Here is a 14010-nt window from a genome sequence, read left to right on the forward strand (position 1 = left end):
CTTGTTGGTGCAATTCATCATGGTGCATCGAACTGCCAATGCACCATATTGGTGCAATCAAGTGTAGCCTGTCTGTCTGGTATCGTGAACGAAAAAATGGCGAGCGCCTGTTATTTGGGCACTGGGAGCGGTGCCGGACGCTGATTGATACGGGCACGGTGCAAGAAGACAGTTATTTCTTCAGATGATGCAATAACCTTGCCGTGTTTTAGTAATTCTACCTGCAGGGTATGACTGCCGCGGTCAATATTGGTGAGAGGCCAAATTAGTTGGGCCTGCGGGCGGCCGTAGATTTCACCATCGAGGCGCAACCGCGTGCTGTGGCCTTGGTTGAGTTTGCGGTTCACTGAGGCCATGACGATCAGGTTGCCCTGGTTGTCGCGTACGGTTTGTTGATCGGACGGACTGGTCAGCTGGATGCTTGCGGCCGGCAGGGCCGACTCGTTTGGTTGCTCAGTGTCGGGGGCTGTTTCAGCGACGAGAGGTTGGGGAGCCGTTGATTCTTGGGGGGACTGGATACTTATCATTGATGCGCCGGGGTGGGGCTGGTCGGAAAAGTGGGTGATACCGTTTTCATCTTGCCAGGTATAGATGCCGCTGGCGACTGCGGTAGTGGAGATTAACAGTAGTGCTGTTAGCAAGCGGGATGCTCTGTACATGTTTGTTATCAGACGGTGGGTGATCCCTCATTGTTGGCATTGGGGCTGATAGCGAGCAAGATCAAAAAGGCCAGCTTGTGAAGCTGGCCTAAGTCTATTATGTCGATTGCTTTATCAGTTACTTAAACTGAGTAGTACAGTTCGAACTCTAGTGGGTGCGTTGTCATGTTTACTTTCGCAACATCTTGAGACTTTAGCTCGATGTAAGAATCGATGAAGTCGTCAGAGAATACACCGCCAGAAGTTAGGAACTCACGATCTTCGTTAAGAGCTTGTAGTGCGCCCTGTAGCGATTCAGCAACTGTTGGGATTTCAGCTGCTTCTTCTGCTGGTAGGTCGTACAAGTCTTTATCCATTGCTTCACCTGGGTGAATCTTGTTCTGGATACCATCTAGGCCTGCCATCAGCATTGCTGCGAATGCTAGGTATGGGTTCGCTGCTGGGTCACCAAAACGTACTTCGATACGACGTGCTTTCGGGCTTGGTACCACTGGGATACGGATTGACGCTGAACGGTTACGTGCAGAGTAAGCCAGCATTACTGGTGCTTCAAAGCCAGGAACTAGACGCTTGTACGAGTTTGTTGCTGGGTTAGCAAAGGCGTTGATTGCACGTGCGTGCTTGATGATACCGCCGATGTAGTAAAGCGCCATCTCAGAAAGGCCGCCGTATTTGTCACCCGCAAACAGGTTTTGACCATCTTTTGCTAGAGACATGTGAACGTGCATACCGCTGCCGTTATCACCAACTAGTGGCTTAGGCATGAAGGTTGCTGTCTTACCAAATGCGTGTGCTACGTTGTGAACAACGTACTTGTACACTTGGATTTCATCAGCTTTCGTCGTTAGGGTGTTGAAGCGTGTTGCGATCTCATTCTGACCCGCAGTCGCTACTTCATGGTGGTGAGCTTCAACAACTAGGCCCATTTCTTCCATGATTAAACACATTGCAGAACGAATGTCTTGCGATGAATCAACCGGTGCTACTGGGAAATAACCACCTTTCACGCCAGGACGGTGGCCTTTGTTACCGCCATCGAAATCTGAGCCTGTATTCCATGCCGCTTCTACGTCATCGATCTTGAAGAAAGAGCCTGACATGTCAGTGTTGAACTTCACGTCATCAAATAGGAAGAACTCTGGCTCAGGACCAACAAGTACGTTATCAGCAAGGCCTGTTGCGCGCATAAAGTCTTCTGCACGCTTAGCGATAGAGCGAGGGTCACGATCGTAACCTTGCATTGTTGCTGGCTCAAGGATGTCACAGCGGATGTTCAGTGTTGCATCCTCTGTGAATGGGTCAAGTACCGCGCTAGCTGCATCCGGCATCATCACCATGTCTGATTCATTGATACCTTTCCAACCTGCAACAGAAGAGCCATCGAACATTTTGCCTTCTTCAAAGAAGTCAGCATCGATCTGGTGGGATGGGATAGAGATGTGCTGCTCTTTACCTTTGGTATCGGTAAAGCGTAGGTCAACAAACTTAACTTCGTTTTCCTGGATCAGCGCAAGTACGTTTTCTACTGACATCTTGAATAACCTCCGGTGTTAGATTGGGCATCAGGCCGCAATAAATTAGAAACGAGCGTATTTCGCTCTATTGCTAAAATACAATGCGATAACTGTGCCAACTTTTAAAAGCCCCAAAATAGCGCACTTGGCAAGTATTCCGGGCTGAATTCGTCCTTTGTTTGCACCATTATAGGGAGTGGTTGCACCGTTATGGTGCATTTGAGCCTGTTATCCCTTTAATGGTGCGCGTATCTACATTAGCCCAGCGCGACATATTGTCAATTGGCTTGCCAGGGAAAAATGGATCGAAAAGGCATTTGTAAGGGGGCTTTGGCGGCCAGCGATGTAGCAAAAAGCATGAATAAAGCAGGCAGAATGAAAAAGGCGGTGATATAAATCACATATTACGTGGGTTTTGGAGTAAAATCTGTTAGATTATGAGCCGTTTTTTTAACCAAGTAGCGCCATCCGGTCGCTGCATGTTCTGAGTGAATGTGAATCCATGTCTAATCCACAGATCGATAAATTAAGAAATATCGCAATTATTGCGCACGTTGACCACGGTAAAACCACCCTGGTTGACAAACTGCTTCAGCAGTCTGGCACGTTAGAGTCTCGCGGTGAAGTTGAAGAACGCGTAATGGATTCCAACGACATCGAAAAAGAGCGTGGTATTACCATTCTTGCTAAGAACACAGCGATTAACTGGAATGATTACCGTATCAACATCGTAGATACCCCAGGACACGCCGACTTCGGTGGTGAAGTTGAGCGTATCATGTCGATGGTTGACTCTGTACTACTGATTGTTGATGCTGTTGACGGCCCTATGCCTCAGACGCGTTTCGTAACTCAGAAAGCGTTTGCCCACGGCCTTAAGCCTATCGTTGTTATCAACAAAATCGACCGTCCGGGCGCACGTCCTGAGTGGGTTATGGATCAAGTATTCGACCTGTTCGACAACCTTGGTGCAACAGATGAGCAGCTAGACTTCACGACTGTTTATGCTTCAGCTCTTAATGGCTGGGCAACAATGGATGAAGGCGAAGTTGGCGAGAACATGGAGCCATTGTTCCAAGCGGTTGTTGATACGGTTGACGCCCCAAGTGTTGACGTTGATGGCAGCCTACAGATGCAAATCTCTCAGCTTGACTACAGCTCTTACGTGGGTGTTATCGGTGTTGCTCGTGTAACGCGTGGCTCAGTAGTACCTAACCAGCAGGTTACTATTGTGGGTGCTGACGGTAAGACTCGTAACGGTAAAGTAGGTACAGTACTTGGTTACCTAGGCCTTGAGCGTCACGAAGTTGAAAAAGCAACGGCGGGCGACATCATTGCAATCACAGGTCTTGGTGAACTGAAAATCTCTGACACTATCTGTGATGTGAACGCGGTTGAGGCTCTGCCTGCTCTGTCTGTTGATGAGCCAACTGTAACCATGACTTTCCAGGTCAACACCTCTCCGTTCGCGGGTAAAGAAGGTAAGTTCGTTACTTCGCGTAACATCCTTGAGCGCCTACAGAAAGAATTGGTACACAACGTTGCACTTCGCGTTGAAGAAACTGATAACCCAGATCGTTTCCGTGTTTCAGGCCGTGGTGAACTTCACCTGTCTATCCTGATCGAAAACATGCGCCGTGAAGGTTTTGAGCTAGCAGTATCACGTCCAGAAGTTATCATCAAAGAAGAAGATGGTCAGCTGATGGAACCATACGAAACTGTGACTATCGACGTGCTAGAAGAGCACCAAGGTGGAATCATGGAGAACATCGGCCTGCGTAAAGGTGAGCTGACTGATATGTCTCCAGATGGTAAAGGCCGTGTACGTATGGACTTCATGATGCCTTCTCGTGGCCTCATCGGTTTCCAAACGGAATTCCTGACATTGACTTCAGGTTCTGGTCTTATGTACCACACGTTTGATCACTATGGTCCACATAAAGGTGGCATTATTGGTCAGCGTAACAACGGTGTTCTTATTTCGAACGCAACAGGTAAAGCGCTAACTTATGCGTTGTTTAACCTGCAAGAGCGTGGTCGTCTGTTTGCTGAGCACGCCGACGAAGTTTACGAAGGCCAGGTTATCGGTATTCATAACCGTTCTAACGATCTGACTGTAAACTGTCTGAAAGGTAAGCAGCTGACAAACGTACGTGCGTCTGGTACTGATGAAGCGCAGGTGCTTTCGCCACCAATCAAGCACACACTTGAGCAAGCGCTAGAGTTCATTGATGAAGATGAGCTAGTAGAAGTAACACCAGAAAGCATTCGTATCCGTAAGAAACTACTTACTGAAAACGAACGTAAGCGTGCAAGCCGTACAGCAAAATAATTGCTAGCTGATTGCCGTTAATCAATCCCCCCATCGGTGCTACCATGGGGGGATTGTTGTATCTGGCCCTACAAAAAAAGAAGAACAGACTATGCAGCCCATAATTATTACCGGGGGACCGGGAGCCGGGAAAACCTCGCTGCTGGATACGCTGGCACGGCGGGGGTATATGACTTTCCCTGAAGTCTCCCGTAGCCTGATCCGCGAGCAGGCCGCTTTGCCTGATGGGGCTCTCCCCTGGACCGATTTACCGCGCTTTGCTGCGCTGTGCCTTGAGATGATGAGCAATCAACGCGAGCAGGCCCAGCGAGGGACTATGCCGGCATTTGTCGATAGAGCGATCGGCGATATTTGTGCTTACCTGACCATTGGTGGCGAGGTGGTTGACGAGCACTACCGGACGATGGCTAAAGGGTATTTTCCGATTGTTTTTGTCTGTGCCCCGCATGCTGATATCTATGTACAGGATGATGAGCGGCCGCACAGCTTTGTTGAGGCAGGAAAAATCCACGCCCAATTGGTTTCGACTTACCGTGATCTTGGCTACGAAGTAGTTGATGTGCCGTGGGACAAAATTGAAGAGCGGGCCAGTTGGTTACTGGCCCAGCTTAAGCAGTACAAACCTTAGTAGCAAGCGTGTTAACTACGCTGCAACTGGGAGATAAAGCGTTCGGACTCGGCGATAGCCGCTTCCATGTCGGAGATCGCCCGCTGGATATCTCGTTGCAGTGACTGAAATTCTCCCTGTAGAGAACCAATTGCAGCCGCATTGAGGTTATGCTTTAAGTACAGGGTGTTATCCCGTAGGGTATCCAGTACCGGATCCATTTTCTGCTCGGCGCGATGCATAGCACTGAGCATACGCTGATATGAGGCCTTGGTTGAATTGAGCTTGGACTCGCTGTCTCGACGTAGGTTGCTGTTGTTATACAGGGACAGTTCATCTTGCCATTCAGCAAACAGGGCGTCGGCGACATCTTCAATGGCTGCGATGCGTTCACGTACTTTCTCGGCAGCATCATCGCTGGCCTCGTACTGATCGTTGACTTCGTTGTAGGCGCTCTCCAGATCGCCGCCGTCAAATTGGTTGAGTGCCTTCACCGCATCGAGTGCACTGGTAAATTGTTGTTGTGCGTCTTGTTGGGCGTCGTTGGCATCCTCAACCCGATCGACCATGATGTCGCGTTTGTGAACGCCGACTTGTTCCATGGCAGAGTAATAGGCACTTTGGCAACCGGTCAGGGCGGTGACGCTGAGAAGGATCGCAAGCAGGTAGGGCATAGTTGACTCCATGTGTCCTAATATGTGAAAAGTGACTGTGAATACAAGCAAATAATGACATGACTATGGCTGACAAACCAACAACTAGCAAGCAAACATGGCGCCAGCGGGCTCGGAGCTTCATGGCGTTTTCCGGTTATTTGCACCACCGGGTCGGGCACGATCGACTGACCGTGACGGCGGGCTCGATGGCGTATGTGACCTTGCTGTCCTTGGTGCCATTGATCACTGTGGTGTTGTCGGCCCTGTCGTCTTTCCCGGTATTTGCCGGGCTGGGGGAGCTGCTACAAAATTTCGTGATTGAGAATTTTGTCCCGGCCGCGGGTGAGGTGGTGAAACAATATCTCAACGAGTTTGTCGCCAATGCTGGTAAAATGACAGCGGTGGGGGTGGCAGCCTTGTTTGTGGTTGCGATGATGCTGATTTCCTCCATCGACAAATCGCTCAACTATATCTGGCGGGTGCATGAAAAGCGCCGTCCGGTGATCTCGTTTTCGATCTACTGGATGGTACTGACCCTCGGCCCGATCTTGGTCGGGTCGAGTATTGCCGTTAGCTCCTACCTTGGCTCACTTAACCTGCTTGGTAGCGAAGCTGTCAATGGGTTGCTACAGCGCTCCCTGCGTTGGTTACCGGTGATCATGTCGAGTACGGCTTTTCTGGTCCTGTACCTGCTGGTGCCCAATACCAAGGTACGCTTCCGCCATGCCTTGGTCGGCGCGGTGATTGCCAGTATCTTGTTTGAACTGAGCAAGAAGGGGTTCGCCCTCTATATCACCAATTTCCCTTCATATCAGGTGATTTACGGTGCTTTGGCGGTGGTGCCGATTTTATTTGTCTGGGTGTATTTGTGTTGGTGTATTGTATTGTTCGGCGCAGAGATCACCGCCAGTCTCGGTGAAAAGAGTCATTGGCACCCCGAAACGAAGGGGTGGCAAACCACGGTACCGACCCAGGCCGAATTATCGGGTATCTATCAGGCCGCAGTTCAAGACAAAGAAGTCCAAAAGACTGAAATTATAGGAAAAGGTAAAAACGAATGATTGCACTGATCCAACGGGTGAGCGAAGCCAGCGTAACAGCTGATGGCCAGGTGACTGGCGCTATCGGCAAGGGCTTGCTTGTTCTGCTTGGCGTAGAGAAAGGCGACGATGAAGCCAAGGCCAAGCGACTGCGTGAAAAAGTGTTGGGCTATCGGGTATTCGAAGATGAAGACGGTAAGATGAACCTTAACGTCCAGCAGGCGGGTGGCAGTGTATTGGTCGTTTCGCAGTTCACATTGGCGGCAGAGACCAAGAAAGGGATGCGCCCAGGTTTTTCCAATGGGGCTGCCCCGCAGGACGCCGAGCGTATGTATGAGTACTTTGTCGATTGTTGCCAAGAAACAGGGATCAAAACGGAAACCGGTATCTTTGCTACTGATATGAAAGTGGCACTGCTTAATGACGGCCCGGTAACCTTCTGGTTGCAGGTATAATGATATAAAGGCGTATTGCCTAGGAATGCTGGAGAAGGATTTCATGTTTCGACTTGTTACCCCACAAACGGAAGAAGAGTTAGCCAGCTATTATGACTTTCGTTGGCGAATGCTGCGCGAGCCTTGGCATATGCCGGTAGGCTCTGAGCGAGATGCCTATGATAGCCTCTGCAGCCATCGGATGATCGTTAGTGACAATGGCCAGACGATTGCTATTGGCCGGCTCTATATGACGCCGGATAACGATGGTCAAATCCGCTATATGGCGGTGCATCCGGACCATCGCCATCAGGGGATGGGGGCTATAGTGTTGATGGCATTGGAGTCATTGGCTCGCGAGGAAGGCGCAAAGCGACTGGTCTGTAATGCACGCGAGGATGCGATCCCGTTTTACCTGCGCAGTGGCTTTACCAACCAGGGGGAGTTGAGCGAGGAAAAAGGGCCGGTCAGGCACCAGCAGATGCTCAAGCACCTTGAGCCGCTGGCGGAGGTGGTCCGCCACCCGGATTGGTGCCAGGAACTGCAGGAATTGTGGCAGTCCCAAATCCCCATTAGTGAAAGAATGGGGGTGAAGATCAGCCAGTATACCGGCTACCGCTTTGAGGTCAGCGCCCTGATCAATGCCAATCTCAATACCAAAGCCAACATGTTTGCCGGCAGTATCTTCACCATGGCGACACTTGCGGGCTGGGGTTTTGTCTGGATGCTATTGAAAGAGCGTAAGTACAAAGCTGATATTGTTCTGGTTGATAGCCATATCCGCTACCGCTCTCCGGTCAAGGAGAGGCCGCGTGCGGTTGTCACTGTTGAAGATCTTGAGGGTGATGTTGAGCGTCTTGCCAGCCACCGCAAAGGTCGAGCTATCGTCAAAGTCAACGTATACAGCGGCGATGAGCTGGCATCGACCTTTACCGGCACTTACATGCTCTTGCCAACACAAGTCGAAACCGACACCGTTTGCTGACCATCCTGCCAGCGCCGGATCAGGCGTTGGCAACCCAATTTCGCATTTAGCTCCATTTGCTGCCCGGCAGGGTTAGCCAAATCCCATTGGCCTTCCAGTAAGGCGTCGACATCGTTGCCCTTGATACTGAGCGGCGCTATCGCGAGGCGCCCCCGATCGCTCCGGAGCTTGAACGGGGTAATGGCCAGCGAGATTGGCTCTTCTATGCCAACCGTTGTTTTTTCACTTGGGTTGGCAGTCATCGTAGGATTGGCGGTGGAGTTAGTTTCTTGTGTCACTGGTGGCAGCCAAGCCTGTAGCAAAGCGGCGGAGCCTTGATCGACTTTGCTGTCGCGGAACGTCGCACGGACATCACCACTCAAACTATGGGCCAGACCGGTATAATGTTGGCCTAGTCCCTGTAAGGCGGCGGTGGCATCGATGCGACCGGTCGCGGGCCATGGCAGAGATAACCATTGCGGCAAAATACTGGCAGGCAAGCTATCGCCTTGCAGTGCCGCGTGCCAAGGGAAGCCTTCTTGATTCAGATCCCATTGCCCTGTTGCCTCGAGCAGTCCGCCTTTGAGTGGGAGGAAGGCTTGTTCCAGTTGCCACTGGCCTTGCTCACTGTGCATTTCGATAAGTGGTTCTTGCATGTCTATGGTATTGAGGCTCGCTTGTCTTGCTGTTGCAGACAGGCTGCCTTGCCATAGGCTGAAATAGGGTTGCTGGCGGATCAGCAGATCGCGGCCATTGATGTTAAGCCCGTTGATATACCAAGGTGTATTGCTGTCGGCTGCGGTTAGTTGGGCATAGCCGATGTCCAGCGTATCGATACGGATCTGGTTGAAAGGCGACACGGCTTGTGCCAACTGATCTGCCCAATCGGCGGGCAGGAACCATTTGATCCCTTTACTGGTCAGGTTGCCCAATTGCAAAGTTTTAGGGGTAACACGGCCGTCTGCGCGCCAATAGCCTTCTAACGCGTTAACAGCGGCACCGTTGAGGACTATGGTACCGGGTGTAAAGCTCAAATCTAGCAGGGGATCGGTAAATGGTAGTTGCAGCCAGCTACCGCTCTCGGCAGTGAAAGATAACCAGGCATTCTGCTGCGCGTAGGCGGTGTTGGGCCAATGCCAGTTGGTCAGGGACAAATTGGCGTGATTGAGGCTCAGCGATGGCAGTTCGATACTGCTGTCAAGAATATCAACCCTGCGTATTGTTGCCTGCCATTTTTGCGAAGCCAGCGTGTTGGTTTGTTGTTGGATAGCATCGGTGAGCTTGCTCTCTTGCAGTTGGAGCCCGGATAGGGTGAGCTGGTGGATATCTATTGAGTGCTTGTCGAGGGCTGCATCAAGTTGGCCATTGATGCTGGCACTCTGCCAATCAAAAGAAAAACCATTGAGAGTTAATAGGTTGTCGGTGTAACTGCCGTCAAGTAGTAGCTGCTGGCTTTCCCACTGCTGCCATTTGGCACTGTCGGCTGCGAGCTGAAAGTTACCATGGAATTGTTGCCACCAAGGAGCGGGTTTATTTGGTTGGTAGTGCCAATTATCAATCTGAAGCTCACCCTCTTCGAGTGTTAGCGAGGTGGTAGAGACATTAAAGTGACTGATAGCGAGCCGGTGGCTACGTATTTCGGGTAATGAAAAAGTACTTGCTTCGAGATCGCCTGATGCTAGGGCGGATAGCTGCTGGGGGGAAATAACGGGCTCGTCAATCAGTACGCTGTCAAATTGCCACCGTAGTTGGATCAGTGAGTTAGGGTTAAACCAAACAGAAAGCCGGTTGGCGGTGATGGGTGGTAGACCATCTGTGATTGTCAATGCTGGGCGTTGTAAGGTTAGATGCCACGGATCACGGATATGATAGCGGATGTCATTGAGATCTAAGGTATAAGGGGTAAACCTGTTGACTGCTTGGGTGATCATCGGTGTTGCATACTGGGTATGCAGTAGGGTCAGTACGATGGTGATCCCCAGTGCGATAAGCACTGCAAGGGTGGCGATGATCTTCCCGATAAAACGCATATTGGCTCCCAGCATGCAATGGTTCTGAATATACCTTCAGTAAAAAGGACTGATGGTAATGATTATTAGGCGGTAATTTCACCAAGGCTGCAAGGGCTGGGCGGGAAAACTGGCGTTGGATTAACGAAAAAGCCCCTCGAGTGAGGGGCTTAGATATTTGCGGTTAGAGATTAGTCTAGCTGAGGACCGGCAGCAACCAATGCAGAACCTTCGCTATTGTCTGTGTACTTCTCAAAGTTGTTGATGAAGCGCTCAGCCAAGTCTTTCGCCTTGCTTTCCCACTGCAGAGGATCTGTGTAGGTATCACGAGGGTCAAGGATTTCTGGGTCAACATGCGGCAGCGACGTTGGTACTTCTAAGTTGAAGATTGGGATATTCTTCGTTTCGGTGTTCTCGATAGAGCCATCAAGGATAGCGTCGATAATTGCACGGGTATCTTGGATAGAAATACGCTTGCCAGAGCCGTTCCAGCCGGTGTTTACTAGGTAGGCTTCAGCGCCTGCTGCTTCCATACGTTTAACCAGTACTTCTGCGTACTTGGTTGGGTGTAGCGTGAGGAACGCATTACCGAAACACGCCGAGAAAGTAGGTGTTGGCTCGGTGATCCCACGTTCAGTACCGGCGAGTTTAGCGGTGAAACCAGATAGGAAATGGTACTTGGTTTGTTCTGGTGTCAACTTGGACACTGGAGGCAATACGCCGAAGGCATCAGCTGATAGGAAGATCACCTTGTTGGCATGGCCGCCTTTTGATATTGGCTTAACGATGTTTTCGATGTGGTAAATCGGGTAAGAAACACGGGTGTTTTCTGTTTTCGAGTTGTCATCGAAGTCTATAGCACCATCACTGCGTACTGTGACGTTTTCTAATAGTGCGTCACGGCGAATAGCATTGTAGATGTCAGGCTCAGCTTCTTTCGAGAGGTTGATAGTCTTCGCGTAACAACCACCTTCGAAGTTAAATACGCCGTTATCATCCCAGCCGTGTTCGTCATCGCCAATCAGGGCGCGCTTAGGATCGGTAGACAGGGTTGTTTTCCCCGTACCTGACAGGCCGAAGAAGACTGCCACATCACCTTCTTCGCCCATATTGGCAGAACAGTGCATAGATGCAATATCGCGAAGAGGCAGGAAGTAGTTCATCATTGCGAACATACCTTTCTTCATTTCACCGCCGTACCAAGTACCGCCGATAAGCTGCATTTTTTCCGTCAGGTTGAACACCGTGAAGTTTTCGGAGTTCATTTCGTGCTCTTCCCATTTCTGGTTCGTGCACTTGGCACCGTTCATGACCACAAAATCAGGCTCGAAGGATTCCAGCTCTTCTTCCGTTGGACGGATGAACATGTTTTTCACGAAGTGGGCCTGCCAAGCTACTTCGGTGATGATACGGATACATAGGCGGGTATCTGGGTTAGTACCACAGAAGCCGTCAATAACGAATAGGCGCTTGCCTGATAGCTGATCTGTTACTAGCTCTTTCAGATCGTTCCACGCTTCAACACCAATGCTCTTATTATCGTTTTTGCCTTGGTCTGCCCACCACATGGTATCGCGGGTGGTGTCATCTTTAACGATGAACTTATCTTTCGGGGAACGGCCAGTGAAAATACCCGTATCAACCGCGACGGCACCGAGCTCTGTTACGATACCTTTTTCGTATCCTTCCAGGCCTGGCTTGGTCTCTTCTTCGAACAGAACTTCGTAACTTGGGTTGCGAACGATTTCTGCAACATTGGTGATACCGTATTGAGACAAATCTAGCGTTTTTGCAACCTTTTTCTCGACGTTCATGACAGTCATAGGTGCTCCTTGGGTAAGATGTTGTTTAACTGTTGACCATGCTAGCAACCCTAAAGGGGTAATTCAGGGAGGTTTATCAAAAATTAACCATTAAAAAGTTAAAGGTAAGTAAAATCCTTTAATTTATTGTGGGTGGTGATTTTACCGTGATGTGAAGTGTTTTAGCTAGACTGCTGGGTTTAATATTTTCACTGAAAAAAGCGAGGGTTAGCGTGTTGCTTGCTTACGAAATAAGCAGAATAAATGTGGAGTGGGTAAAAAAAAAGCCGGACAGTGTCCGGCTTTTGTAATTCAGTTTCAGGCTTTTTTAAACGGAATAATTAATGCACCTGGTTGCTGTTGCCTGTTGCCGCCTGTTCGAATAGGGCTGCCACATCAACACTATCGAAGTCATAGCTGGTACCGCAGTAGTCACAGTGCAGGGAAACCTTGCCTTCTTCGCTAATGATGCGCTCTACTTCAGCACGCTCGATTGATCCGATTGCCGAGGCACTTCGCTTGCGTGAGCAACCACATTGGAAGATCACGTCTTGTGGGTCGAACAGCTTGACCGTTTCCTGATGGTACAGACGGTATAGGACATCTTGCGCTTCCAGGCTGAACAGTTCTTCGTTCTTTACGGTTTCTGTCAGTTGCTCAAGGTGATCGAAGTCGCCTTCATGGCCTTGGCCATCTGGCAGGATCTGCAGCAACATACCTGCTGCCTTGGCTTTGCCTTCATGTTCGCCAGTGCGTAGCCAAATACGGGTTTTTAGCTGCTCAGAGTTTGCAAAGTAACCTTCCAGGCAAGATGCTAGGCTATCGCCTTCTAGGCCGACGACACCTTGGTAGCGTTCGCCTTTGGTTGGGGTGATGGTGATCACCATGTGGCCTTTGCCCATCAGGTCATGGATAGTGCCGTCGGCAGGTACGTCACCGTCCCAGCGGGCAACACCACGTAGTTTCTGATCATGGTCACCGTTGATCACTGCCAGTTTAACCGGGCCGTCACCTTGAAGCTGGACAGTGATTGAACCTTCGAATTTTAAGGTGGCAGTTAGCAGGCTTGTGGCAACCAGCAGTTCACCCAACAGGGACTGAACTGGGGCTGGGTAATCCTTGCTGGAAATGATCTGTTGGTAAGTATCGCCCAACTGAACCAGTTCACCACGTACTGATACACCGTCAAACAGGTAACGGTATAGACTATCTTTTGTCATTAGCTTGATTTCTCCAGCAGGTATCTAATTGACCAATTTTGGTATTTAACCTCAACATAACGAAACTTTTCTGCGCTACACTGAACTAATACTGTTAATCGGAATGACTTTTAAACTTAATTATATCGCGACGCTGCTTTTTATCAGGACGCTTTTCAGGGCTCGGGCCGCCGTAGGCATGGAGGCGACGCATTTTAGCGTGCTCTTCGCGTAATTTGACGCTTTCCGCTGTTTCCCGATAGAGCGTTTGTGCTTCAGGCGCACCGCGGCGGGTGTCTGAGAGTTTCTCGATGATAATGGTTTTTTCTTCATTACCTTGGCGTACACGGATCTCTGCACCCACTTCAACCAGTTTACTTGGCTTGGACCGCTGGCCGTTATATTGCACTTTTCCGCCATCGACCATGGTGCGGGCAATAGAACGGGTTTTGTAAAAACGTGCCGCCCATAACCACTTATCAAGACGGACCTGAAAGTTGTCTGAATGCGATGATTGCTGGCCCACAGTATGCTCCTTAACCCGAAAGGGCGCTAAAAGTACCATATTGCCGACAGAGCGTCAGCAGGCATTGAGAGTTTATAAATGGTGATATGGGATCGGGATTTCAACAACAATCTGGGAATAAATCACATAAAATAGATAGTCTATTGATAGTAGGAGAAACTTTCTCGGCTCACTTTGATAAACTAAGACAGATAATTATACGATTTAACTAAAACGTAATACGTTTTCATATTACATTTTGATATAACGCGCTAGTTTTTATTCCGCA

12 protein-coding genes are annotated in these 14010 nt (G+C 49.8%); 5 read left to right on the plus strand and 7 right to left on the minus strand.

Annotation, left to right across the window (positions count from 1 at the left end; all coding sequences use genetic code 11):
- Positions 1 to 110: 110 nt before the first annotated feature.
- Both ACVA58_RS23735 and glnA read right to left on the minus strand, forming a co-directional pair.
- Entirely contained in the window at positions 111 to 659 is a 549-nt protein-coding gene (locus ACVA58_RS23735) for a DUF4124 domain-containing protein (protein WP_446512763.1), read from the minus strand.
- A gap of 122 nt (positions 660 to 781) precedes the next feature.
- On the minus strand, positions 782 to 2191 hold the full coding sequence (gene glnA, locus ACVA58_RS23740; RefSeq protein ID WP_446512764.1) for a glutamate--ammonia ligase: 1410 nt from the start codon (positions 2189 to 2191) through the stop codon (positions 782 to 784).
- Between the two features lie 484 nt (positions 2192 to 2675).
- On the opposite strand from glnA, the gene typA reads away from it, so the two are divergent.
- Together typA and ACVA58_RS23750 are read left to right on the plus strand one after the other, a co-directional pair.
- Positions 2676 to 4505, plus strand: a complete 1830-nt coding sequence (gene typA, locus ACVA58_RS23745) for a translational GTPase TypA (protein WP_446512765.1) — start codon at positions 2676 to 2678, stop codon at positions 4503 to 4505.
- A gap of 91 nt (positions 4506 to 4596) precedes the next feature.
- A complete protein-coding gene (locus tag ACVA58_RS23750) occupies positions 4597 to 5133 on the plus strand; it encodes an AAA family ATPase (protein ID WP_446512766.1) in 537 nt (178 codons plus the stop codon).
- A gap of 11 nt (positions 5134 to 5144) precedes the next feature.
- Here ACVA58_RS23750 and ACVA58_RS23755 read toward each other — a convergent pair whose 3' ends face one another.
- Complete coding sequence (locus ACVA58_RS23755; RefSeq protein WP_446512767.1) at positions 5145 to 5786, minus strand: DUF2959 domain-containing protein; 642 nt, start codon at positions 5784 to 5786, stop codon at positions 5145 to 5147.
- Between the two features lie 65 nt (positions 5787 to 5851).
- On the opposite strand from ACVA58_RS23755, the gene ACVA58_RS23760 reads away from it, so the two are divergent.
- From ACVA58_RS23760 to ACVA58_RS23770, 3 genes are read left to right on the plus strand one after another with little or no spacing between them, the layout of a single operon-like run.
- Positions 5852 to 6829: a virulence factor BrkB family protein gene (locus ACVA58_RS23760; RefSeq protein WP_446512768.1), complete on the plus strand. Its 978-nt coding sequence runs from the start codon at positions 5852 to 5854 to the stop codon at positions 6827 to 6829.
- Positions 6826 to 7263 carry a D-aminoacyl-tRNA deacylase gene (gene dtd, locus ACVA58_RS23765; protein ID WP_446512769.1) on the plus strand — a complete coding sequence of 146 codons (438 nt, stop codon included), beginning with the start codon at positions 6826 to 6828 and terminating at the stop codon, positions 7261 to 7263. Before ACVA58_RS23760 ends, dtd begins: the two co-directional genes overlap by 4 nt.
- Positions 7264 to 7306: 43 nt before the next feature.
- Positions 7307 to 8227 carry a bifunctional GNAT family N-acetyltransferase/hotdog fold thioesterase gene (locus tag ACVA58_RS23770; protein WP_446512770.1) on the plus strand — a complete coding sequence of 307 codons (921 nt, stop codon included), beginning with the start codon at positions 7307 to 7309 and terminating at the stop codon, positions 8225 to 8227.
- Here the strand turns inward: ACVA58_RS23770 and ACVA58_RS23775 are convergent.
- The 4 genes from ACVA58_RS23775 to hslR all read right to left on the minus strand — a co-directional run bounded on the left by ACVA58_RS23775 (position 8182) and on the right by hslR (position 13742).
- A complete protein-coding gene (locus tag ACVA58_RS23775; RefSeq protein WP_446512771.1) occupies positions 8182 to 10236 on the minus strand; it encodes an AsmA family protein in 2055 nt (684 codons plus the stop codon). The genes ACVA58_RS23770 and ACVA58_RS23775 overlap by 46 nt on opposite strands.
- 170 nt (positions 10237 to 10406) lie before the next feature.
- Entirely contained in the window at positions 10407 to 12038 is a 1632-nt protein-coding gene (gene pckA / locus ACVA58_RS23780) for a phosphoenolpyruvate carboxykinase (ATP) (protein ID WP_446512772.1), read from the minus strand.
- A gap of 320 nt (positions 12039 to 12358) precedes the next feature.
- Positions 12359 to 13237, minus strand: coding sequence for an Hsp33 family molecular chaperone HslO (gene hslO / locus ACVA58_RS23785; RefSeq protein ID WP_446512773.1), 879 nt, complete (start codon positions 13235 to 13237; stop codon positions 12359 to 12361).
- Positions 13238 to 13331: 94 nt separating this feature from the next.
- The gene (hslR, locus tag ACVA58_RS23790) at positions 13332 to 13742 is read right to left on the minus strand and encodes a ribosome-associated heat shock protein Hsp15 (protein WP_446512774.1); all 411 of its coding nucleotides are present in this window, start codon (positions 13740 to 13742) and stop codon (positions 13332 to 13334) included.
- Positions 13743 to 14010 lie beyond the last annotated feature (268 nt).

Source organism: Photobacterium sp. DNB22_13_2 (genome assembly GCF_052873915.1).

Excerpts from the sequence above, each read along its gene's own strand:
- ACVA58_RS23735 (WP_446512763.1), bottom strand. The coding sequence starts at position 659 with ATGTACAGAGCATCCCGCTTGCTAACAGCACTACTGTTAATCTCCACT.
- glnA (WP_446512764.1), bottom strand. The coding sequence starts at position 2,191 with ATGTCAGTAGAAAACGTACTTGCGCTGATCCAGGAAAACGAAGTTAAG.
- typA (WP_446512765.1), top strand. The coding sequence starts at position 2,676 with ATGTCTAATCCACAGATCGATAAATTAAGAAATATCGCAATTATTGCG.
- ACVA58_RS23750 (WP_446512766.1), top strand. The coding sequence starts at position 4,597 with ATGCAGCCCATAATTATTACCGGGGGACCGGGAGCCGGGAAAACCTCG.
- ACVA58_RS23755 (WP_446512767.1), bottom strand. The coding sequence starts at position 5,786 with ATGCCCTACCTGCTTGCGATCCTTCTCAGCGTCACCGCCCTGACCGGT.
- ACVA58_RS23760 (WP_446512768.1), top strand. The coding sequence starts at position 5,852 with ATGGCTGACAAACCAACAACTAGCAAGCAAACATGGCGCCAGCGGGCT.
- dtd (WP_446512769.1), top strand. The coding sequence starts at position 6,826 with ATGATTGCACTGATCCAACGGGTGAGCGAAGCCAGCGTAACAGCTGAT.
- ACVA58_RS23770 (WP_446512770.1), top strand. The coding sequence starts at position 7,307 with ATGTTTCGACTTGTTACCCCACAAACGGAAGAAGAGTTAGCCAGCTAT.
- ACVA58_RS23775 (WP_446512771.1), bottom strand. The coding sequence starts at position 10,236 with ATGCGTTTTATCGGGAAGATCATCGCCACCCTTGCAGTGCTTATCGCA.
- pckA (WP_446512772.1), bottom strand. The coding sequence starts at position 12,038 with ATGACTGTCATGAACGTCGAGAAAAAGGTTGCAAAAACGCTAGATTTG.
- hslO (WP_446512773.1), bottom strand. The coding sequence starts at position 13,237 with ATGACAAAAGATAGTCTATACCGTTACCTGTTTGACGGTGTATCAGTA.